Source organism: Nitrosophilus kaiyonis (assembly GCF_027943725.1).
Taxonomy (GTDB): domain Bacteria; phylum Campylobacterota; class Campylobacteria; order Campylobacterales; family Nitratiruptoraceae; genus Nitrosophilus_A; species Nitrosophilus_A kaiyonis.
In genome coordinates this window covers 1280154-1302373 of the sequence record NZ_AP025696.1, presented here as the reverse complement: position 1 = coordinate 1302373, position 22220 = coordinate 1280154, and the positions used below count along the sequence as shown (strand labels likewise).

21 protein-coding genes are annotated in these 22220 nt (G+C 28.3%); 16 read left to right on the top strand and 5 right to left on the bottom strand.

What is annotated here, in order from left to right:
* Nucleotides 1-117 precede the first annotated feature (117 nt).
* From QML81_RS06860 to QML81_RS06835, 6 genes are all read left to right on the top strand, one after another.
* Nucleotides 118-669 carry an adenine phosphoribosyltransferase gene (locus QML81_RS06860; protein ID WP_281950682.1) on the top strand — a complete coding sequence of 184 codons (552 nt, stop codon included), beginning with the start codon at nt 118-120 and terminating at the stop codon, nt 667-669.
* Nucleotides 669-1868 carry a tryptophan synthase subunit beta gene (trpB, locus tag QML81_RS06855; protein ID WP_281950681.1) on the top strand — a complete coding sequence of 400 codons (1200 nt, stop codon included), beginning with the start codon at nt 669-671 and terminating at the stop codon, nt 1866-1868. Before QML81_RS06860 ends, trpB begins: the two co-directional genes overlap by 1 nt.
* Before the next feature lie 11 nt (nt 1869-1879).
* On the top strand, nt 1880-2554 hold the full coding sequence (locus QML81_RS06850; RefSeq protein WP_281950680.1) for a DedA family protein: 675 nt from the start codon (nt 1880-1882) through the stop codon (nt 2552-2554).
* Nucleotides 2555-2566: 12 nt separating this feature from the next.
* Nucleotides 2567-4036 carry a leucyl aminopeptidase gene (locus tag QML81_RS06845; RefSeq protein ID WP_281950679.1) on the top strand — a complete coding sequence of 490 codons (1470 nt, stop codon included), beginning with the start codon at nt 2567-2569 and terminating at the stop codon, nt 4034-4036.
* Between the two features lie 279 nt (nt 4037-4315).
* Nucleotides 4316-5413, top strand: coding sequence for a redox-regulated ATPase YchF (ychF, locus tag QML81_RS06840; protein ID WP_281950678.1), 1098 nt, complete (start codon nt 4316-4318; stop codon nt 5411-5413).
* Between the two features lie 9 nt (nt 5414-5422).
* Nucleotides 5423-6544, top strand: a complete 1122-nt coding sequence (locus QML81_RS06835; RefSeq protein WP_281950677.1) for a cytochrome-c peroxidase — start codon at nt 5423-5425, stop codon at nt 6542-6544.
* Here QML81_RS06835 and trmA read toward each other — a convergent pair.
* Complete coding sequence (gene trmA, locus QML81_RS06830) at nt 6531-7640, bottom strand: tRNA (uridine(54)-C5)-methyltransferase TrmA (RefSeq protein WP_281950676.1); 1110 nt, start codon at nt 7638-7640, stop codon at nt 6531-6533. The two genes, QML81_RS06835 and trmA, sit on opposite strands and share 14 nt — an antisense overlap.
* A 72-nt stretch (nt 7641-7712) precedes the next feature.
* Here trmA and glmU point away from each other — a divergent pair, with 72 nt between their 5' ends.
* From glmU to truA, 6 genes are all read left to right on the top strand, one after another.
* Entirely contained in the window at nt 7713-9008 is a 1296-nt protein-coding gene (gene glmU, locus QML81_RS06825; protein ID WP_281950675.1) for a bifunctional UDP-N-acetylglucosamine diphosphorylase/glucosamine-1-phosphate N-acetyltransferase GlmU, read from the top strand.
* 29 nt (nt 9009-9037) lie between these two features.
* A complete protein-coding gene (coaBC, locus tag QML81_RS06820; RefSeq protein WP_281950674.1) occupies nt 9038-10300 on the top strand; it encodes a bifunctional phosphopantothenoylcysteine decarboxylase/phosphopantothenate--cysteine ligase CoaBC in 1263 nt (420 codons plus the stop codon).
* A complete protein-coding gene (locus tag QML81_RS06815) occupies nt 10293-10973 on the top strand; it encodes a di-trans,poly-cis-decaprenylcistransferase (protein WP_281950673.1) in 681 nt (226 codons plus the stop codon). Before coaBC ends, QML81_RS06815 begins: the two co-directional genes overlap by 8 nt.
* Before the next feature lie 154 nt (nt 10974-11127).
* A complete protein-coding gene (locus tag QML81_RS06810; RefSeq protein WP_281950672.1) occupies nt 11128-11946 on the top strand; it encodes a prepilin peptidase in 819 nt (272 codons plus the stop codon).
* Nucleotides 11939-12961, top strand: coding sequence for an LptF/LptG family permease (locus tag QML81_RS06805; protein WP_281950671.1), 1023 nt, complete (start codon nt 11939-11941; stop codon nt 12959-12961). Before QML81_RS06810 ends, QML81_RS06805 begins: the two co-directional genes overlap by 8 nt.
* Nucleotides 12961-13686, top strand: coding sequence for a tRNA pseudouridine(38-40) synthase TruA (gene truA / locus QML81_RS06800; RefSeq protein ID WP_281950670.1), 726 nt, complete (start codon nt 12961-12963; stop codon nt 13684-13686). The genes QML81_RS06805 and truA overlap by 1 nt, the downstream gene beginning before the upstream one ends.
* A 152-nt stretch (nt 13687-13838) precedes the next feature.
* On the opposite strand, the gene amrB is transcribed toward truA, so the two are convergent.
* Nucleotides 13839-14633, bottom strand: coding sequence for an AmmeMemoRadiSam system protein B (gene amrB / locus QML81_RS06795; protein WP_281950669.1), 795 nt, complete (start codon nt 14631-14633; stop codon nt 13839-13841).
* Nucleotides 14634-14709: 76 nt separating this feature from the next.
* On the opposite strand from amrB, the gene QML81_RS06790 reads away from it, so the two are divergent.
* From QML81_RS06790 to QML81_RS06775, 4 genes are read left to right on the top strand one after another with little or no spacing between them, the layout of a single operon-like run.
* Nucleotides 14710-16155 (top strand): ArnT family glycosyltransferase, encoded by a 1446-nt coding sequence (locus QML81_RS06790; RefSeq protein ID WP_281950668.1) that lies wholly within the window; start codon nt 14710-14712, stop codon nt 16153-16155.
* Between the two features lies 1 nt (nt 16156).
* A complete protein-coding gene (locus tag QML81_RS06785) occupies nt 16157-16828 on the top strand; it encodes a phosphatase PAP2 family protein (protein ID WP_281950667.1) in 672 nt (223 codons plus the stop codon).
* Nucleotides 16825-17760: a glycosyltransferase family 2 protein gene (locus QML81_RS06780; RefSeq protein WP_281950666.1), complete on the top strand. Its 936-nt coding sequence runs from the start codon at nt 16825-16827 to the stop codon at nt 17758-17760. The genes QML81_RS06785 and QML81_RS06780 overlap by 4 nt, the downstream gene beginning before the upstream one ends.
* A gap of 3 nt (nt 17761-17763) precedes the next feature.
* A complete protein-coding gene (locus QML81_RS06775) occupies nt 17764-18621 on the top strand; it encodes a lysylphosphatidylglycerol synthase transmembrane domain-containing protein (protein WP_281950665.1) in 858 nt (285 codons plus the stop codon).
* Here QML81_RS06775 and QML81_RS06770 read toward each other — a convergent pair.
* The 3 genes from QML81_RS06770 to dsbD form a co-directional block, all read right to left on the bottom strand.
* Nucleotides 18605-19711, bottom strand: a complete 1107-nt coding sequence (locus tag QML81_RS06770) for an amidohydrolase family protein (RefSeq protein ID WP_281950664.1) — start codon at nt 19709-19711, stop codon at nt 18605-18607. The genes QML81_RS06775 and QML81_RS06770 overlap by 17 nt on opposite strands.
* A 268-nt stretch (nt 19712-19979) precedes the next feature.
* The gene (locus QML81_RS06765; RefSeq protein WP_281950663.1) at nt 19980-20369 is read right to left on the bottom strand and encodes a thioredoxin family protein; all 390 of its coding nucleotides are present in this window, start codon (nt 20367-20369) and stop codon (nt 19980-19982) included.
* Nucleotides 20369-22117 carry a protein-disulfide reductase DsbD gene (gene dsbD / locus QML81_RS06760; protein WP_281950662.1) on the bottom strand — a complete coding sequence of 583 codons (1749 nt, stop codon included), beginning with the start codon at nt 22115-22117 and terminating at the stop codon, nt 20369-20371. Before dsbD ends, QML81_RS06765 begins: the two co-directional genes overlap by 1 nt.
* Nucleotides 22118-22220: the final 103 nt, after the last annotated feature.

Below are 22220 nucleotides of genomic sequence, written 5' to 3'. Positions count from 1 at the left end.
TATGGGAATAGAGAGTGCTGGATATATTATGTTTGCTATTTTAATTGTAGCAATGATAATTTTGAAACTTTTAATTTTATAAAATTTCCCAGTCCTTTAATTAAATAAGGAGATTTAATGAAAGAGTTAACAAAAGAGCAAAAGGATTTTCTATTATCTTCAATTAGAGATGTACCAGATTTTCCAAAGCCAGGAATTATTTTTAAAGATGTAACTACTCTTTTAAATAATAAAAAAGCTTTTACTCTTTTAATGGATCATTTGGAAGAGAGATATAAAAATTATGATCTAGACTTCATCGCTGGAATAGAGAGTAGAGGTTTTATTTTTGGAGCTGCTCTTGCAACAAGACTTGGTATAGGATTTGTACCAGTTAGAAAAAAGGGTAAACTTCCTTATACTACAGTTAGTGAAAAATATGCTTTAGAATACGGTTTTGACGAGATAGAGATTCATATTGATGCTTTTAGAGAGATAAAAGATGCAAAAGTACTTTTGATAGATGATTTAATTGCAACAGGTGGTACAGCAGAAGCAGCAGCTAAACTTATAAAAAAGATTCATGAAGATGTTGTGGAAGCTTGTTTTATTATAAATCTAAAATTTTTAAAAGGCGAAGAGAAATTAAAAAATCTAACAAAAGTATATAGCGTATTGGAGATTGGATAATGTATATACCAAAAAAAAGTGAATATGACCCAGATAGTTTTGGACATTTTGGAAAATTTGGTGGAAGATATGTTCCTGAAACATTAATGCCAATTCTGTTTGAACTAGAAAATGATTATAAAAATATAAGATTTGATGAAGAGTTTTGGAAAGAGGCAAGATACTATCTTGAAAATTATGTTGGAAGACCAAGCCCTCTATATTATGCAAAAAATATATCAGAAGAGCTTGGAGCAACGATATATTTAAAAAGAGAGGATTTAAACCATACAGGTGCTCATAAAATAAACAATACAATTTTACAAGGACTTGTTGCAAAAAGACTTGGTAAGAAAAAGGTTATTGCCGAAACAGGTGCTGGCCAACATGGAGTTGCAACAGCTACTATGGCAGCTCTTTTTGGACTAGAATGTGAAATATTTATGGGCGAAAAAGATGTAAAAAGACAAGAATTAAATGTTTTTAGAATGAAACTTCTTGGTGCAAAAGTTCATGCAGTTAAAAATGGATCAAGAACACTTAAAGATGCAATGAATGAAGCTATTAGATATTGGGTTACAAATGCAAGAGACACTTTTTATGTAATAGGAACAGTTGCAGGGCCTCACCCATATCCTATGATGGTTAGAGATTTTCAAGGAATTATAGGATATGAAGCAAAAGCTCAAATTTTAAAAGCAGAAAATAGACTTCCAGATTTTGTTATTGCTTGTATTGGCGGTGGAAGTAATGCTATGGGTATATTTAATGAGTTTTTAGATGAAAAGCAAACCCAGTGTATTGGAATAGAGGCTGGTGGTCTTGGACTTGATACAAATAAGCATGGTGCAAGTTTGGCAAAAGGAAGTCCTGGAGTTTTACATGGTCAGATGAGTTATGTTTTGCAAGATGATGATGGACAAATTTTAGAAGCTCACTCAATTAGTGCTGGTCTTGATTATCCAGGCATTGGACCTGAGCACTCCTATTTGAAAGATTTGGGTATTGTAAAATATGACACAATAACAGATGAAGAAGCAATGGATGCTTTTGTATGGCTTAGTCAAAAAGAGGGAATTATACCTGCATTTGAAAGCTCTCATGCAGTTGCTTATCTAAAAAAGATGCAAAATATAGAAAACTCTTTAATTATAGTAAATTTATCTGGTCGTGGTGATAAAGACATGATACAGGCAAAAGAGCTTTTACATTTTGATTAAGAAAGGATTTAATGAAAAAATTTTTTGATAAAAATAGAGAACATTTTATAAATGCTTCATTAATTCTTGTTTTTTTAGTTATTGGATTTATTGGATATGAGTTATATAATGCACCAGGAGAAAATTTAGAAGCAAAATTTATATATCTATTAAAAACATATGGATATGTAATTTTATTTATATGGTCAATTATGGAGGGAGAAACTGGCCTTGTAATGGCTGGAGTTATGAGCCATACAGGCGATATGAATCTTGTTTTATCTATAATTGTTGCAGCTCTTGGAGGATTTACTGGTGACCAGATATATTTTTATATAGGAAGATTTAATAAAAAATATATCCATAAACAATTAATTAGCCAGAGAAGAAAATTTGCTTTAGCTCATCTTTTATTAAAAAAATATGGATGGCCTGTTATTTTTATACAAAGATATATGTACGGGCTAAGAACAGTTTTACCTATGGCAATAGGTTTAACGAGATACAGTGCAAAAAAATTTGCTCTTATTAATCTTGTAAGTGCTTTTGTTTGGGCAAGTGTTACAATTATTCCATCTTATATTTTTGGAGAAGAGATTTTAAATATAGTAAATTGGGCAAAACATCACTGGTATATTGCACTTCCAATTGCAGTAATTATTGGTGGAGGATTATATTATTATTTTCATAAAGCAACGGAAAAATAAAGGGGGGATTTAATGAAATTTGAACTTATTGAAAAAAAATTAAGCGATATTGATGCTGATATTGAGATAGTTTTTGTTGTTGATAAAAATTTTGATCATAAGTGGGTAAAAGATAAAGATGAACTTGATATTTTAAATTTTAAAGGTGAATCTGAAGAGATAGCTTTTTTACCTCATCAAAAAAGAGTATATGTTGGTGTCAAAAATTTAGACCATGATGAGATAAGAATTGCAGCAGCAAAAGCAATAAAAACAATAAAAAATAAAAAATATAAAAGTGCAAAAGCTGGAGTTTATATTCAAAACTGCCCTGTAACAAATATAAAAGCTTTTGTTGAAGGTGCTATTTTTGGTGAGTATGAATTTGATAAATTTAAAAGCAAAAAAGAAAAAAGTAAACTTGAAATAATATATATTGCAAAAGAGGATTATAGTGATAAAAATTTCACTACAAAAAATGCAAAAAAAAGTATAAATGAGGCTATAATTGTTGCTGAAGCCACAAATTTTGTAAAAGATCTTGTCAATACACCTCCAAATGAAATAACACCAAAAGCTTTGGCAAAAATTGCAAAAGATATGGCAAAAGAAGAAGATATAGAGTGTAAAATATTGGATGAAAAAGATCTTGAAAAAGAGAATATGGGAGCTTTTTTAGCAGTAGCTAAAGCGAGTTCAAATCCTCCAAGGCTTATTCATTTATCATACAAACCAAAAAATCCAAAAGCAAAAATTGCAATAGTAGGTAAAGGTTTGACTTACGATAGTGGAGGTTTGAGTCTTAAACCTAGTGATTATATGGTTACAATGAAAAGCGATAAAAGTGGGGCTTGTGCAGTTTTAGGAATTATAAAAGCAGCAAAAAAATTAGATATTCCAGTAGAAATACATGCAATTGCTGGAGCTGCAGAAAATATGATAGGAGGCAATGCATATAAACCTGATGATATATTAAAAGCTAAAAATGGAAAAACGATAGAGGTTAGAAATACTGATGCTGAAGGAAGACTAGTTTTAGCTGATTGCTTATGTTATGCTCAAGAAAAAATTAAACCTGATTACATTTTAGATCTTGCTACATTAACTGGTGCTTGTGTTGTTGCTCTTGGTGAATATACAACAGGAGTTATGGGACATAATGATGAACTTAAAAAAAGCATGCTCGAAGCTGCAAAATCAAGTGGAGAATTAGCAGGCGAGCTTCCATTTAATAGATATCTACCAAAACTTCTTGAATCTAAAATTGCTGATATATGCAATATAAGCTCTAGCAGATATGGAGGAGCTATAACAGCAGCTCTGTTTCTTAGCGAATTTATTGAAGAAAAAAACAAAGACAAATGGCTACATCTTGATATTGCAGGTCCTGCATATGTAGAAAAGGAGTGGGGATATAACTCTTTTGGTGCAGGTGGGGCTGGAGTTAGAATGGTAGTAAAATGGCTACAAAAAGAGTTTGTTTTTAATAAGAAACATCCATAATTGAAAATTGAATAAGGTGAGTTAGACATTGGACATTGGGAATTAGGAATTAGAGCTAGTATTAAGAGCTAAGTGCTAAGTGCACTACTTAACTTATTCATTTAATTTTTAACTCTTAACTCTTAAATCTTAGCTCTTAACTCTATCACTATGATCTTATTCCACTTTCCCGCTTCACCGCTTCACTACTTACCACCTTACCCCCTTATCACCTCACTCACCTCAATCGACTAAATTATGCTATAATTCCACAAAATTAAAAAAACTTTAAGGAAAAATATGGGTTTAAGTGTAGGTATTGTAGGACTTCCAAATGTGGGTAAATCAACAACTTTTAATGCATTAACAAAAGCACAAAATGCGGAGGCGCAAAATTATCCTTTTTGTACAATTGAACCAAATAAAGCTGTTGTTCCAGTTCCTGATAACAGGCTTGATGAGTTAGCAAAAATAGTAAATCCTCAAAGAATTCAACACTCTACTATAGATTTTGTTGATATTGCTGGACTTGTAAAAGGTGCTAGCAAAGGAGAGGGACTTGGTAATCAGTTTTTAAGCAATATTAGAGAAACTGATATGATACTTCATATGGTAAGATGTTTCGAAGATGGAAATATAACACATGTTGAAGGAAGCGTTGATCCAATTAGAGATATAGAAATTATTGAGAGTGAACTGATTTTTGCTGATATACAGCAACTTGAGAGAAAAATTGAAAGACTGCAAAAACAGGCAAAAGCAGATAAAAAAATAGTGCCTTTATTAGATATAGCAAATGAGCTTAAAAAACATCTTGAAGAGTTAAAACCAGTTAGAACTTTTGAAAAAAAAGATGAAAATTTTGAGATTTTAAATAAAGAACTTAGATTTTTAAGTGCAAAACCTGTTATTTTTGGTGCAAATGTTGATGAAGAGGGTATGCTTGAAGATAATGAGTATGTAAAACAGGTTAAAAAATATGCAAATGAAGTTGGTGCAGATGTTATAAAGCTTTGTGCTAAACTTGAAGAAGAGCTTGTTGGATTAGACGAAGAGGAAGCAAAAGAGCTTTTAAATGAGATGGGAGTTGAAGAGAGTGGACTAGATAAAATTATAAGAACTGCTTTTAATAGACTTGGTCTTATAAGCTATTTTACTGCTGGAGTTAAAGAGGTTAGAAGCTGGACAATAGTAAAAGGTTGGACTGCCCCAAAAGCTGCAGGAGTAATTCATGGAGATTTTGAAAAAGGATTTATTAGAGCTGAGGTTATAAGTTATGATGATTTTATAAAATATGGCGGAGAGCAAGGGGCCAAAGAGGCTGGAAAAATGAGACTTGAAGGAAAAGATTATATTGTTCAAGATGGCGATGTTATGCATTTTAGATTTAACGTATAAGGAGCAATTATGAAAAAAAAGCTTTTTTTCTTTTTTATTTTACCTTTTTTAATGATATCTTTTCCTTTTTTAATTGCTTCTTTTACAAATCTTTATCCAGAAGAAGATTATAATATTTCGCCTAATGAACTTAGAAAAAAAGCTTTATCAAATAACCTTTTACCTAATCCAAAAAATTTTGATGAACTTTTAAAATTAGTAGATTCAAAAGAAAATCCTATAACTAAAGATAAAATAGCCCTAGGCGAAAAACTTTTTTTTGATCCTATATTATCAAAAGATTATTCTATTAATTGTGCAAAATGTCATATTTTAGAAGATGGGGGAGATGATAACTTACCTACTGCCATTGGTATTAAAAATCAAAAAAATCCTCATCATTTAAACTCTCCAACAGTTTTAAATGCTGCTTTGCAGAAATTTCAATTTTGGGATGCTAGAGCAAAAAGTGTAGAAGAGCAAGCTTTAGGACCTTTAACTGCCCCATTTGAAATGGGAATGAGTAAAAATGAAATAGTTAAAAGATTAAACAACTCTCCTTTTTATAAAAATGAATTTAAAAAAGTTTTCAAAAAAGACAAAATTGAGTTAGATATGGTTTTAAAAGCTATAGGCGCTTTTGAAAGAACTCTTATAACAAGAAGTAGATATGATGAATTTTTAGAAGGAAATTTAACTGCTTTAACAAAAGAAGAACAAAAAGGCTTAAATCTTTTTATTGAGTTAGGTTGTAAAGGATGTCATACTGGAAGAACTATTGGTGGACAAACAATACAAAAATTTCCAGTAAGAAACTACAAAAGTTTTATATATCCTGTATCTGAATTTAGAAATGGAAAAAGAGTATTTAAACAATTAATGATTGATTTAAATATTAGCAAATCACCATATCCTTTTGAAGATATAGGACATTTTTATGGAAAAAATAGCGGATTTAAATTTAAAGTACCTATGCTTAGAAACATTACAAAAACATCTCCATATTTTCATTATGGCTTAGTAAAAGATTTAAAAGATGCAATAAAAATTATGGGAAAACATCAGTTAGGAATTATGCTTACTGATAAGCAGATAGATTATATTTATAGTTTCTTAAAAAGTTTAGAAGGTAAAAGAGTTAAATTTTTTTAGATAAAATAACACCGCACTCTAAATGCGGGGTATATGGAAACTGATCAAAAAATGCAAATTTTTTAATCTTATAAGTTTTAATTAACTCTTTCAGATCTCTTTTTAAAGTTATAGGATTGCAGGAGATATATATTATATTTTCAAACTCTTTTACCAATTCTCTTGTTGTATCATCCAATCCTGCTCTTGGAGGATCAACGAAAACTGTTGAAAAATTATATTTTTTTAAATCAATCTCTTGCTCTTTTAATCTTCTAAACTCTCTTTTTTGATAAAAAGCTTCAACAAATTCTTCGCTTGAGAGTCTTGCAAATTTAATATTTTTTATACTATTTAATTTTATATTCTCTTTTGCAGCTTTTATAGAACTTTTACTTACTTCTGTAGCAAGAACTTTATCAAAATTTTCACTTAAAGGCAGAGTAAAATTCCCGTTACCACAATAAAGTTCTAATAAATCACCATAAAAATTTTTAGAATTTTTTTTAGCCCATGTGATCATTTTTTGATTTATATATGGATTTGGCTGAGTAAAACTTCCTTCAATCTGTTTATATAAATACTTTTTGTCTAAAATTTTTAATTTTTCTATAATAAAATCTTGACTTAAAACCCTTTTTACTCCTTTGCTTCTTCCTATAATAAAAATATCAAATAAATCTTCTAATTTTTTTGCACTTTTTTCCCAAATCTCATCTATTGGTTTATGATATATTAATGAAACTAAAGTTTGATTATTTAAAGAGCTTAGAAAATCAACACGAAATAGTTTATAGGACAAAACCTCATCTTTTTTTATCTTTTCAATAAGTTTTGGCATAAGATTAAAAATTGGTTTTAACATAATTGGACATTCATCTATTTTTATAAGTTTTTTATCAAATCCATACATGCTATAGCTTATATTTGAATGATTTGTTATTCTAAACTCACCTCTAGCCCTAAAGTGGCTATCTAAAGATTTAAAAATTTCAAAATCATCAAAAAAATCCTCAAAAAGAGCTCTATTTTCATCTACTTTTAAATTTAGCTGACCATCATATCCAAGATTATAAATTTTACAACTTCCACATTTACCAAAATATTTACATTCCATAATCTCTTCTTTAACGCTTTTTTGTTATTATAAAACTCAAATTACAAGAACAATTATATCTAAAGGTTGTTGATGAGTATTAGTATTGTTATTTTGGCTGCTGGAAAAGGTACAAGAATGAAATCGCCTCTTCCAAAAGTTTTACATAAAATTAGTGGCAAACCTATGATATATCATGTTATAAAAGAGGCTCAAAAAATATCAAATGATATAAATATTGTTTTAGGTCATGAAGCTAAAAGTATAGAAGATATAATTAAAAAATATTTTGAAAATTTAAACTTTTATTATCAAGATTTACAAAAATATCCTGGGACTGGCGGTGCATTAAAAAATGTAAAATTTAAACATGAAAAAGTTTTAATATTAAATGGAGACATGCCACTTATTACCTCACAAGAGCTTAAAAATTTTAAAAATATAGATGCAGATATAGTTATGAGTGTAATTGAGCTTGAAAATCCAAAAGGATATGGAAGAGTAGTTATAAAAAATGATCAAGTATTAAAAATTGTGGAAGAAAAAGATGCTAATGAAGATGAGTTGAAAATAAAAAGCGTAAATGCTGGAGTATATCTTATAAAAAAAGAGCTATTGGAAGAGTTTTTACCAAAACTTAAAAATGAAAATGCTCAAAAAGAGTACTATTTAACTGATATTATTGAGTATGCTGTAAATAAAGGATATTCAATAAAGCCACTATTTGTAGAAGAGGAGGATTTTAAAGGGGTAAATTCAAAATATGACCTTGCTTTAGCTGAAGAGATAATGCAAAAAAGAATAAAGAAAAAATTTATGCAAGATGGCATAATTATGAGACTTCCTGAGACTATATTTATTGAAGAGGGAGTGACTTTTGAAGGAGAGTGTGAAATTGAAAGTGGATGTGTTATTAAAGGCGATAGTTATATAAAAAACTCTCATATAAAAGCAAATTCAGTCATTGAAGATAGCCATATAGAGTATTCAACTATAGGTCCAATGGCTAGAATTAGACCTGGAAGCTTTTTAAAAGATACACATATTGGAAATTTTGTAGAGGTTAAAAAAAGCCGCCTTTTAGGAGTAAAAGCCGGACATTTAAGCTATCTTGGAGATAGTGAAATTGATATAGGAACAAATATCGGAGCTGGAACAATCACTTGTAATTATGATGGAAAAAGAAAATATAAAACAAAAATAGGTAAAAATGTATTTGTTGGAAGTGATACTCAGCTTGTTGCCCCTGTAACAATTGAGGATGATGTTATAATTGCAGCTGGAACTACAGTAACAAAAGATGTTAAAAAAGGCTCTCTTGCAATCAGCAGAGTCCCTTTGAAAATTGTTAAAGATTTTTATTATAAATTTTTTGGAAAAAGTCATTAGTCATTGGTCAATAGTCATTAGGAGAATTAATGAAAATTTTAAAAGATAAAAAGATTTTACTTGGAGTTACAGGAAGTATATCAATTTATAAATCAATAGAGCTTTTAAGACTTTTTGTAAAAGCTGGGGCTGAAGTTAAAGTTGTAATGAGCCCAACTGCTAAAAAATTTATATCTCCTCTTACTTTTGAAGCTGCTGGAAGTAAAAAAGTTTTAATAGAAGAAAATGAAGATTGGACAAATAAAAATAATCATATTGGAGTTTGTGAAGATTATGATATTTTTGTTATAGCCCCAGCAACAGCAAATACCATAAATAAATTATCAAATGGAATTGCTGATAACCTTTTACTTCAAAGTGCATTAGCTTTTAATAAACCAAAAATATTAGCTCCTGCTGCAAATACAAATATGTATAAAAACCCTTTTACTCAAGCAAGTTTGAAACTTTTAAAATTAAATGGGTACAAGATAATTGAGCCAGTGACAAAAGAGCTTGCATGCAAAACTGTAGGGGAAGGTGCATTAGCTAATGTTGAAACAATCTTCTTTGCCACCTCAAGAGAACTTTTAAAAGATGAATTTTGGTGTGATAGAAATGTTATAGTTACTGGTGGGGGAACAATTGAAAAGATAGATGATGTAAGATACATTTCAAATTTTTCAAGCGGAAAACAGGCTTTTGCTCTAGCTACAGCTTTATATTTAAAAGGGGCAAATGTTGAACTTATAACAACAAAAGAAACAAATAATCTGCCTCCTGTTGAAATTTTCAAAGTAGATAGTGCATCAAAAATGAAAGAGTATTTAGAAGATAGAATAAGAGTAGCAAAAAAAGGTGTTTTAAAAAAACCAGATCTATTAAATGAACTAAATAGGCCTGAACTAGTTCAAAAAACTCCATATCTATTTATGGCAGCTGCAGTTAGTGATTATAGACCAAAATATCCTCAATCTGGAAAGCTTAAAAAAGAAAATCTTGGAGATGAGTGGTGTTTAGAGCTTATAAAAAATATAGATATTTTAAAAAGTATTGATAAAGAGGGAATAAAAGTTATTGGTTTTAAAGCAGAATTGGATGAAAAAGAGGCACTTAAAAATGCAAAAAAAGCTTTAGAAGAGAAAAATTTAGATGCTATTTGTCTCAATATAGTTAAGGGAAAAACTGGATTTGGAAGTGAAAAAAATTCAATTGTTTTTATCACAAAAGAGAAAATCATTCAAAGTCCACTAAAAACAAAACTTGAAATCTCTTTTGATTTAACCGAAATTGCCAAGGATCTAGATGGCTAATATACCAAGACATATTGCAATAATAATGGATGGCAATGGAAGATGGGCACAAAAAAGAGGCCTTCCAAGAATAAAAGGCCATGAAAAAGGTGCCGAAATTGTAAGAGAGATAACTACATTTTGCGCAAACCATCCAGAAATAAAAATTTTAACTCTTTATGCATTTAGTACAGAAAATTGGAAAAGACCTAAAATGGAAGTTGACTTTTTAATGAAACTTCTTGATAACTGGTTAAAAAAAGAGCTTCCAACTTATATAAAAGAGGATATTAAATTTGAAATTATTGGAGATATTTCTAAATTTTCAAAAAATCTTCAAGATAGGATAAATTTTACAAAAGAAAAAACAAAAAATAATAAAAAACTAACTCAAGTATTAGCATTAAATTATGGTGGAAGAGATGAGATAATTAGAGCTTGCAAAAGAGCAAAAGAGAAAAATATTGAAATTGATGAAAACAATTTTGAAGATTTTTTTGATACAAAAATTGGTGATGTGGATATATTAATAAGAACTGGCGGAGAAAAAAGAATCTCAAATTTTTTGCTATGGCGTATTGCTTATGCAGAACTTTTCTTTACAGATACTTTTTGGCCAGATTTTACTTCAAATGAATTAAAAAATATTATAGAAGAGTTTAAAAAAAGAGAGAGAAGATTTGGGGGAATTTAATATTAGGAATTTGGAATTTTTGGTTGAGTAGTTAAGTAGCTGAGTGGTTTAGTGGTTTTATTTTATTACTACTCAGCCATTTTAACCTTTTTAACCACTCAACCAAATTCCCAATTACCAATCACATCTTTTTTGCAACAATAAAAGGTATATTATGACTTATTTTATAATCTTTATTTTTGGGCTTGTTTTTGGCTCTTTTTTGAATGTTTTAATTGTTAGAATACCAAAAGGAGAAAATATAGCTTATCCACCAAGCCACTGCCCAGTATGCAAAAAACAGTTAAAATGGTGGCACAATATTCCAGTAATCTCTTGGATTATTTTAAAAGGAGAGTGCTATTTTTGCAAAAGCAAAATCTCTTTGCAATATCCATTAATAGAATTAATTACTGCAATTATATTTGTGATAGTTTTTTTAAAAAATGGAATAAATATATATTCATTAATAATAGCATTAACATTTTCTTTGCTTCTTACTTTATCTATGATAGATTTTTTATATAAGGCAGTCCCTGATAGTTTAAATCTATTAGCACTATCTTTATCAATTTTTTCATCTGCTAATATTTTAGAAAATCTAAAAAATGCGCTCTTAATGGCTGGAGGATTTTCGCTTTTAAGATTTTATGTAAGCTATTATGTTTCATTAAAAGAAAATTTTGCTATAAAAAAAGAGATAAAAAAAGCTCCTTGGCTAAAAAGCTTTTATCCTACTCCAGTAATGATAGAAGCTATGGGTGAAGGAGATATTATTGTTGCTGCTACAATAGGAGCAATTCTTGGAATTAAATTATCAATAATCTCTTTTTTCTTATCAGCTATTTTTGCAATTCCAGCATCTTTATATCTTAGATTTTCAAAAAAAGAGTATGAACTTCCATATATACCATTTTTAGCAATATCTTTGATAATAGTTTATACTTATAAAGATTTTTTTAATAATTTACTTGAGTGGATAATAAATGGTTAGATTAAATAGATATATAAATCAAAATTTCTCTACAATGTTTTTCTCTATATTTTTTCCGCTTTTTTCTATTGCTTCTTTGATATTTTTTATTAAAGTTGTCTCTATTACATCAATAATAAAAGTAGATTTTTTAGAGCTTTTAGAACTTTATATGTATGTTTTGCCTCAAATATTTTTTTATACTATTCCTGTAGCTTTTTTTGTTTCTGCAGTTATGACTTTATCCAAACTATCTTATGATTATGAAATGATAGTTATATTTTCATTAGGGATTAAACCATTTAAAATTGCGCATATTTTAGGCAAAATGGCATTTTTAGCTTCAACTGCTCTTTTAATGCTATCACTTGTCATAATTCCTCAAGCTAAACAGATGTATAAAGGATTTATTGCTTATAAAAAAGCTGAAGCGATCTTCAATATAAAACCTAGTGAATATGGACAAAAATTTGGGGATTGGCTTTTATTTATAGAGAATCAAAAAGGTAAAAATAGATTTGAAAATATTGTTTTGTATAACCAAAAAGTGATGAATAAAGAAAATTTTATTGTTGCAAAAGAGGCAGTAATAAAATCTGATAAAGAGGGACTAAAATTTATTTTAAATAGTGGTACAGGTTATACATATGAAAATGGAAAACTTGATGAATTGCATTTTGAAAGAATGGTTTTAAATGATTTAAGTGTTTTAGAAGCAAAACAGTATAAAAATGTTATAGAATACTGGTTTGAGAGCACTTCAAATAAAACAAGAGCCTTTGATTTTACTATTTTTGTAATAGTTTCTTTATTTCCTATGTTATCAATATTTTTAATTTTAGCTCTTGGTATTAAAAATCCAAGATATCAAAAAAATTTTACATATCTTTGGATCATTCTATCAATATCCATTTTTTATGTTTTAGCTTTTATACTTTCAAAAAAGATACCATTTATCGCAATTTTCATATTATCAATTTTATGGCTCTTTTTTGGATATATTTTATATAAAAAATATGTTTTAAAGAGATATTGATGCGAATAAAAGCGGTTATTAGTTATGATGGAAGTAGATTTTTTGGATTTCAGTCTCAAAAACATACAAATAAAACTATACAAGGTTATATAAAAAGAGCGCTAAATAGAGTTGGAATTGATTCAAAGATAGTAGCAAGTGGTCGAACAGATACAGGTGTTCATGCAACAAATCAAGTTATTCATTTTGATATTCCAAAACATTGGTCAGATCTTGAAAAATTAAAAAATTACCTTAATAGATATCTATTTCCATCCATTAAAATTAAAAATCTATATATTGTAAATGATAATTTCCATGCAAGATATTGGGCAAAAAAAAGAGCATATAGATATCTTATTAAAATTAATGAGCCAAATCCATTTGAAGCAAATTATATAACTTTTTTAAATCATTTGAATCTAAATAAAATAGAAGAAGCAATATCTTTGTTTGAGGGAGAACACGATTTTAAATATTTTATGAAAACTGGAAGCGAAACAAAATCAAGTAAAAGAAAAATTTATAAATCAAAACTTTATCAATATAAAGATTTAATCATATTCTATTTTGAAGCGAATGGCTTTTTAAGAAGCCAAATTAGAATGATGGTTGATTTTTTGATAAAAATAGGAAAAAATGAGTTAACAAAATATCAGCTATTAGAGCAACTTCAATGCAAAGAAAGATACTCTACTACCTTAGCACCTCCTTATGGTTTGTATCTGTGTAAAGTTATTTATTGAACTTATTAGACATTAGACATTAGGATTTAGTACTAAGTACTAAGCACTAAGAATTAAGTGTAAAGTTTTTATACCTTCAAACCAATACTTTTACTAAACTTTACTCACTTAACTCTTAGTTCTTAAATCTTAGCTCTAAAACCATTAAATTATCACAAAAATATTGCACTCATATATCCAACAACTGCACTCTCATCGCCACTTGCATCAGCACTTGTTCTATAATCAATTATTTTAGATTTTAAGCCTAAATTTTTAGCAGCTAAAATAATCGCCTCAACTCCTATTTTTCCACATGCTTCACAACCGGAATGCAAATATGTTGTATCAAGATCATGTACAGCTTTTAAACAATATGTATCTAATTTTTCTGCCTCTTTCAAAGGATAATAGTGACTCAAATCTGTACTTATAACAATAGCATTATCTTTATCACTTAATATTGCTTCACAAATTTTAGAAAGATAAAAAGGGTCCATATCTCCATATACCATCTCTATCACTTTAGCATCAGGAATATAGTGTTTAATAAATGGCATTTGAACTTCTGTACTATGCTCTTGATGGGCTGCTTCTATAAACTTTATATCAAACAGAGATCTTAAATGTTCTAAATACTCTTTATCTATTTCTAAATCTCCGCATGGTGTTTCAAAATAATCATAAAAACTTCCGCTTATTCCATCGAGATAGACTCTATGACTAGGGCCTATTACAACAACTCTTTTTGGCTTGGAATTGCCTAAAATTCTATGAGCAACATTTGCAGTAAATCCACTATAAACATATCCAGCATGCGGAGATATTATAGCTTTTGGTTTTAACTCTAAAACTATTGAGTTTTTTAAAGCTTGATTTAATATCTGATTATATTGATTAATCATAGACTCAATTTCATTACACTGTGCTGGATAAAATGAACCAGCTACCGAAGCTTCTCTTTTCATAACTTCTCCTTTTTATTTAATACCAAGCCTATAAAAAGTATAATACAAAAAAATATTATATGCAACAAGGAAAAAATTGCAAAATAGCTATTTTAAAAATTATATAATTTTACTTTTAATAATTACTGCTTATAGATTTTTCGTACTATTAAATACAAATATAGATCTTTATATGGATGAAGCATATTATTGGTTTTGGTCTAAGAATCTTGATTTTGGCTACTATTCAAAGCCGCCTATGATTGCATGGACTATAGCACTATTTACTTCCATATTTGGTGATTGCGAAATTTGTATAAAACTTCCAGCTCTTTTACTCTATCCAATAACATCTATAATAATCTTTTTGATTGCAAAAGAGCTTTTTGATGAAAAAATAGCATTTTGGAGCGCTTTTGCTTTTATAACACTTCCTGCTGTTTCAATGTCATCTTTAATTATCTCAACAGATGTGGTTTTACTATTTTTTTGGTCGCTTACATTATATCTTTTTATAAAAGCTATTAAAACAAACAAAGACTTTTACTGGATATTAGCTGGTTTTAGTGCTGGATTTGGTCTTCTAAGCAAATATACTATGATAATTTTTGTAATAAGTGTATTTTTATATCTTTTCATATCAAAAGAGCATAAAAAACATCTAAAAAATATAAAACTATACTTAACTATGCTACTTGCTGCATTAGTATATATGCCAAATCTAATATGGAATTATCATCATAAATTTATAAGTTTTATGCATACAAAAGAGATAAGTGAAATAGATAGGGACCTTTTTCATTTAAATAAGATGTTAGAATTTTTGGGCGCTCAGTTTGGAGTTTTTGGCCCAATATTTTTTGCAGTTTTGATTTTTTTAATTTTTAAACCATTTATAAAAGAGGATAGATTTAAACTACTCTACTCATTTACTCTTCCTTTTTTAGCAATAATCACATTACAAAGCTTTTTAGCAAGAGCGTTTGCAAATTGGGCTGCACCAACATATGTTGCAGCAACAATTCTTGTAGTTTCATATCTGATTATAAAAAATAGAAAAAAATTGTTAGCTATTGGCATAGTTATTAATATTTTATTGGCACTAATTTTATATCATTATCAAGCCATAGCAAATATTTTAAATATTGAACTAACTTCTAAAACAGACCCATATAAAAGAGTTTTAGGATGGGAAGAGGTTGCTAAAAAAATTGAGCCTATTATTAAAAATTATCCAAATGTGAAACTTCTTTTTGATGATAGAAAATTGATGAGTGAGATGATTTTTTATCTAAAACCTCATCCATTTGATGCAGTTATGTACAATCCAAAACATCTATTAAGAAATCAGTTTGATTTGGTAACTGATTTACAAAAGCATATTGGAGAAGATTTTATTTTTATTACAAAAAGAGCCCAAATTAAAGATGTTACAAAAAGATTTGAAAGTTATAAAAAAATAGCTACTATAAAAGTCACTTTATACAAAGATTTTAGCAGAGTTTATCATATATATTATTTGAAAAGATTCAAGGGATATTGAGTTGAAAATAAAAAAGTTTGATATATTTATCATTTTTTTATTTATCATATCTGCTTTTATTTTTATAACTTTTCCTCAAATCGACTTGAAAGTTAGCAGCCTTTTTTTTAAAGAGGGAGTTGGATTTTATTTAAAAAATGAGCCTTTTGTAAAATTTATATATAAATCAACAATCATTATTATTAAAATTTTTGCTATATCTATATTAATTTTATTAATTTTAGACTATATTTTTAAAAAAGATATTTTTGGAATAAAAAAAAGGGCTTTAATATATTTGATTGTATCTTTAATTTTAGGTCCAGGCTTAATAGTCAATGAGATTTTTAAAAATCATTGGGGAAGAGCAAGGCCAATACAGATAAATGAGTTTGGTGGAGATAAAAAGTTTGCACCTGCATTTATAAAAACTAATCAGTGTAAAAAAAACTGCTCTTTTACTAGTGGACATGCAGCAGCAGCATTTTATTTTATATCTTTAGTTCCACTTTTTAGAAGAAAAAAAGAAAAAATAATCACTGCAATTTTAGCATTAAGCTGGGGTAGTCTTGTTGGATTGATAAGAATTATTCAAGGTGGACACTTTTTAAGTGATGTTATTTTTAGTGCTTTTTTTGTCTATTTTGCTGCACGTTTAAGTTACTATTTTATTTTAAAAAGAGGTGATTTATGAAAAAATTATCTGTTGTTATTCCTGTAATGAATGAAGAGGAAAATATTAAGCCATTATTTAAAGCTTTAAGAGAAGCGTTAAAAGGAATTGATTATGAGCTTATTTTCGTTGATGATGGCTCGACAGACAATACTGTTCAAAAAATAAAAGAAGAAGCAGACGAGAAAACAAAACTTATTGTATTTAATAGAAATTTTGGTCAAACAACTGCGATGGCAGCTGGAATTGATGAAGCAGAAGGTGAAATTATTGCAACAATTGATGGCGATTTACAAAATGACCCTAGAGATATTCCTATAATGATGGAAAAATTAGAAAAAGAGGGTTGGGATGTAGTTGCAGGAATAAGAGCAAAAAGACAAGATGGATTTTTATTAAGAAAAATTCCAAGCAAAATTGCAAATTGGATTATTAGAAAAAGTACCGGTGTGTATATAAGCGATTATGGATGTACACTGAAAGTTTTTAGAAAAGATGTTGCTAAAAATCTTGGTCTTTATGGAGAACTTCATAGATTTATTCCTGTACTTGCTGCCCTTTATGGAGCAAAAATGACTGAAATGCCAGTACGACATCATCCAAGAATACATGGAGTAAGTAAATATGGCATAGGAAGAACATTTAAAGTAATAAGTGATTTGATGCTTATGCTATTTTTTCAAAAATATGGAAATAAACCTATGCATCTATTTGGTACACTTGGATTTGGTATGTTTGGAATAGGAATATTAATAGATTTTTATCTATTTTTATTAAAACTGTTTGGATATGACATTGGACAAAGGCCACTTTTAATACTTGGTGTTATGCTAACTCTTGGAGGCATTCAGCTAATAACTACAGGTTTTTTAGCAGAAATCATGATGAGAACCTATTATGAATCTCAAAATAAAAAACCTTATGTGATAAAAGAAAAATTTATAGGACATTAAACATTGGATAATAGCCATTTAAAAAAAAGAGTAAAAACATTTTTTAAAATTGTTTTTTCTCTTCTTTTACTCTTTTTTGTATTATCTCAGATTGATACAAGCAGACTTTTTGAGATTTTAAAAAAAAGCAATGTTTATTATCTCTTTTTAGCTTTTATATTTTTTAATCTTTCAAAAATTATAAGTTCAATAAGACTAAACTACTATTTCAAAGAAATAGGGATAAATCTTAGTGAAATTAAAAATTTAACTCTATATTATCTTGGAATGTTTTATAATCTTTTTTTACCAGGAGGCATTGGGGGAGATGGATATAAAATATATATTTTAAGAAAGAGATTTAACACTCCTGCAATTTTGCTTATTCAAGCAACTCTGCTTGATAGAATTAGCGGCCTTATTGCACTTATTTTTTTAGCAGGAGTTCTTTTTTATTTTAGCTCTTTTGCTGAAATATTTGAACCGCTGAAATTTTTATCAATTATTATAGCTTTCATAATTTATCCTATTTTTCTATATTTACATAAAAAACTTTTCAAAAACTTTTTAACCTATTTAGATAAAACCACTTTTTTAGGATTTATTGTACAATCTTTGCAGCTTATATGTGCATTTTTTATTATAAAATCTTTACCAGATAGTGTAAATTATATAGACTTTCTTACACTTTTTCTCATATCAAGTGTTGTAGCAGTCTTGCCAATAACAATAGGAGGAGTAGGAGCAAGAGAGTTAACATTTTTATATGGATTAAAACTAATTAACACTGATCCATCTGTAGGTATAGCATTTTCTTTTATATTTTTTTTAATAACAATGATATCTTCTGCAATTGGTATCTTTTTTATCCATCGCTATTGATATTTATAATCTCTTTATTTTTCGTATCAAAAACTATAAAATTTTTTTCAAAATTTTCTATTTTTGCTATTTTTGAAGGATTAAGTGAGATATATTTTATTAAATCTTCAAAATTTATGATATTCTTTTCAACAAAAGTTTCATAAAGATTTACAAGATAATTTTCTATAGAATCTATACCATATGCAGCCTCATCAAAACTTACATCTTTTAAAACATTAGATTTTGGTGAATGCAAAGATGTTATAGTATCAATATATCCATTTTTTAAATATTCAATCAATTTTTTTCTATTTTTTTCATCTCTTAAAGGTGGATCTATTTTAAAATATGTATTATAACCACTACACTCTTCATCAGTTTTTGTTAAATGATAAATCGATACTTCACTATAGACTTTTATACCCTCTTCTTTTGCTTTTTGGATTATTTCTATACTTCTTGAGCTTGAAAGTGATTTAAATAATACTGGAACATTATAATATTTTGAAAATTCAATAATTTTAGCCACCTCGCTAATCTCTTCTATTTCACTTATACCACTTAGTCCTAGTTTTGAGCTAACTTTTCCTTCATGCATAACGCCACTATTTTTTATAGAGCTATTTTGTGCTCTACAATGCAAAGTTACACCATACATTTTTGCATATTCAAAAATTCTTGATATTAAAAAAGAGTCAATATCAGAATTAAAATATATAGAGTTTGCACCTTTTTTTAAAAGAATGGCAATCTCAGTTAAACTTTTTTCATCTTTTGTAGCATTTAAAAGAGGTAGAATATTTATTTTTATATCTTGAGATTTAATAAACTCTAAAATTATTTCATTATCTATAGATGGCTCGATTTGGGGATTCAAAGCTGCATATAACACACCACTTTTTTTAGCAGCATTTGCTAAATTTTTTAAATTTAAAGCATTTACTTTATCATCAAGAGGCTTTATATTTAAATCTACTAATGGAGGTATAACAAAAATATTACTCTCTTTTTTACTTGAAATTTTTTTTAAAATTTTGCCCTCTTCTATCTCAATATCATAACTTTTAAATTTTGAATCTTCAAAAAATTTCGCACCCTCTATAAGCATAAAAATCCTTTCTATTTGACATTGGTAATTAGGAATCGGGAATTTGGTTGAGTGGTTAAAATGGTTAAAATGGTTGAGGAGTTAAAACTACTCAACTACTCAACTATCACTAACCCCTTCTACCTTCAGCCTTCAACCTTCTCCCTTAATAACTAATCACAAATATACCAATTACCACTCTCTCACTTCCTCACTAATTCCCAGTTTCGCCCTTATCACCTTACCACCACACTCACCTTACTCACCATACTCAACTAAAATTAACCTATTATTTTACCATTCTTTTATACTCTTTTAACTTTTCTAAAAAAGCTTTTGCACTGCCGGCCCCAACCAATTGTCTGCCTATCTGTTTTGCATTTTTATCTAAAAAATAAAATGTTGGTGTTCCAAATGCTTTAAAACCATATTTTTTAGCATCTTTTATATCTATCTTTACTGGAATATAAAAATTTTCAATGAATTCTATCAATTTTTCATCCTCAAATGTCACTTCATCCATATATTCGCACGCTTCACAACCTTTTTGACTTACCATAACCATTATCAATTTATTCTCTTTTTTTGCTAACTTTTTTGCTTTGTCAAGCGAATCAACCCAATCAAAATCTGCTCCAAAAATAAATAATGGCAACAAAAGTAATATAAAAAATCTCATTAATTCTCCTTTATTACATTATCGATAACTTTTAAAAAATCTTCTGGTGGTTTATATCCAATTATCCTATAATCTTTTAACTCTTTACCATCTTTAAAAAACAAAATTGCTGGAGGGCCATAAATATTAAAATGTTTCATAAGTTTTTGGTTTTCTTTTGAATTTGAGCTAACATCAGCTTGAATCAGTAAAAAATCTTTAAATCTTTCTCTTACTCTTTTATCTTTAAATGTTATCTCTTCAAGCTCTTTACAACTTACACACCATTTTGCCCAAAAATCTACAAGAACAGGTTTTTTCGCTTCTTTTAAAATCTCATTTAACTCTTTTAATGAATGGATTTTTTTAAATTCAACTTTTTTTTCAACTACTTTTTCGACATTTTCTTTCTCTTTTATAACTTTTAATGGGTCAAATATATTTTTTGCTCCAGTAAATGCACCAAAAAATATAAAAATACCATAAATAAATAAAATTAGACCAATACTTTTTTTAAGATAATTAAACCAGTGAGCATTTTCTTCAATTTTTTCAAATGTTCTTAAATAAACAGCACTTCCTATAAAAAGTGATGCCCATAAAATCATGGTTATCATTGGAGGGAAAACTCTTTCAAGCATCCAAATAGCAACTCCAAGCATTATAACGCCAAAAACCTTTGAAACAGCACTCATCCAGGCTCCAGGTTTTGGCATAAATTTACCAGCTCCGGTTCCAATCAATAAGAGAGGAGCTCCCATACCAAGACTTAAAGCAAAAAGAGCTGCTCCTCCAAGCAAGGCATCACCTGTTTGACCAATATAAATTAAAGCACCAGCAAGTGGAGGAGCAACACAAGGTCCAACTATCAAAGCAGATAAAAATCCCATAATTGCTGTACCAATAATACCACCTTTATGTGATGCTTCATCACTCTTTTTAGACAGCTTTGTTTGAAGTGAAGCTGGAAGACCTATCTCATAAAATCCAAACATACTCAAAGCCAATGCAACAAAAATAAGAGCAAAAATTGAGATAATCCAAGGATTTTGAAAAGCTGCTTGAAGGTTTGATCCAAAAAGTCCAGCTAAAACTCCAGCAATTGTATATGTTACAGACATAGAAAGAACATATACCAATGATAGTAAAAAAGCTTTTTTAGCTGTAATATTTTTTGTCCCTACAATAATAGATGAAAGAATTGGAATCATTGGAAAAACACAAGGAGTCAACGCAAGTAAAAGGCCAAATCCAAAAAATGTTAAAAGTATTATAAAAATATTTTTATGCTTTAAAGTTGAAGCAATACTCTCTTCTTCACTTGTAAATTTTTTTGTAACTTTTTTCTCTTTTTTTATCTTTGGAACATTTACAATAAACTCTTTTTTTAAAGGAGGATAACAAAGCCCTGCTTTTGAACATCCTTGATAATGAAGTTCAAGTTTTATCTCTCCTATTGGCAAATCTTTAAAGGGAACAAAAAATGTAACATTTTTATAATATAGTTTTTCACCATTTTCTTCTTTTGCCGGAGGAAGTGATAAAGGAATATCTTTTTTTTGAGGAGAAATCAATTTTAACTTTATTTTATCCTTATATACATCAATTCCTTCTGCTAAATCAATTTTAAATTCTAATCCATCCTTTTTTATTTTCATACTTGGCTTAAAAGCTTCATTTGGCTCTAAAATTTTTTGATTCATTTCAAAAGAACCAAAAGCAAAAAGATAGGAGATAAAAATAGTAAAAATTATGAGATATTTTTTCATTAAATAAACTCCTTATATAATTTTTTTTTATATTACTATCTATTTCTTTATTTATTATATGGAAAAAATTACTATATCTCTTTATTAATTATATTTTAACTAA

Bases quoted from the DNA above. Each gene is read 5' to 3' on its own strand.
- dsbD (WP_281950662.1), bottom strand. From the start codon at position 22,117: ATGAAAAAATATCTCATAATTTTTACTATTTTTATCTCCTATCTTTTT.
- trmA (WP_281950676.1), bottom strand. From the start codon at position 7,640: ATGGAATGTAAATATTTTGGTAAATGTGGAAGTTGTAAAATTTATAAT.
- QML81_RS06845 (WP_281950679.1), top strand. From the start codon at position 2,567: ATGAAATTTGAACTTATTGAAAAAAAATTAAGCGATATTGATGCTGAT.
- QML81_RS06780 (WP_281950666.1), top strand. From the start codon at position 16,825: ATGAAAAAATTATCTGTTGTTATTCCTGTAATGAATGAAGAGGAAAAT.
- QML81_RS06860 (WP_281950682.1), top strand. From the start codon at position 118: ATGAAAGAGTTAACAAAAGAGCAAAAGGATTTTCTATTATCTTCAATT.
- amrB (WP_281950669.1), bottom strand. From the start codon at position 14,633: ATGAAAAGAGAAGCTTCGGTAGCTGGTTCATTTTATCCAGCACAGTGT.
- QML81_RS06770 (WP_281950664.1), bottom strand. From the start codon at position 19,711: ATGCTTATAGAGGGTGCGAAATTTTTTGAAGATTCAAAATTTAAAAGT.
- coaBC (WP_281950674.1), top strand. From the start codon at position 9,038: ATGAAAATTTTAAAAGATAAAAAGATTTTACTTGGAGTTACAGGAAGT.
- QML81_RS06765 (WP_281950663.1), bottom strand. From the start codon at position 20,369: ATGAGATTTTTTATATTACTTTTGTTGCCATTATTTATTTTTGGAGCA.
- QML81_RS06815 (WP_281950673.1), top strand. From the start codon at position 10,293: ATGGCTAATATACCAAGACATATTGCAATAATAATGGATGGCAATGGA.
- QML81_RS06835 (WP_281950677.1), top strand. From the start codon at position 5,423: ATGAAAAAAAAGCTTTTTTTCTTTTTTATTTTACCTTTTTTAATGATA.
- QML81_RS06805 (WP_281950671.1), top strand. From the start codon at position 11,939: ATGGTTAGATTAAATAGATATATAAATCAAAATTTCTCTACAATGTTT.
- QML81_RS06810 (WP_281950672.1), top strand. From the start codon at position 11,128: ATGACTTATTTTATAATCTTTATTTTTGGGCTTGTTTTTGGCTCTTTT.
- QML81_RS06850 (WP_281950680.1), top strand. From the start codon at position 1,880: ATGAAAAAATTTTTTGATAAAAATAGAGAACATTTTATAAATGCTTCA.
- truA (WP_281950670.1), top strand. From the start codon at position 12,961: ATGCGAATAAAAGCGGTTATTAGTTATGATGGAAGTAGATTTTTTGGA.
- ychF (WP_281950678.1), top strand. From the start codon at position 4,316: ATGGGTTTAAGTGTAGGTATTGTAGGACTTCCAAATGTGGGTAAATCA.
- trpB (WP_281950681.1), top strand. From the start codon at position 669: ATGTATATACCAAAAAAAAGTGAATATGACCCAGATAGTTTTGGACAT.
- glmU (WP_281950675.1), top strand. From the start codon at position 7,713: ATGAGTATTAGTATTGTTATTTTGGCTGCTGGAAAAGGTACAAGAATG.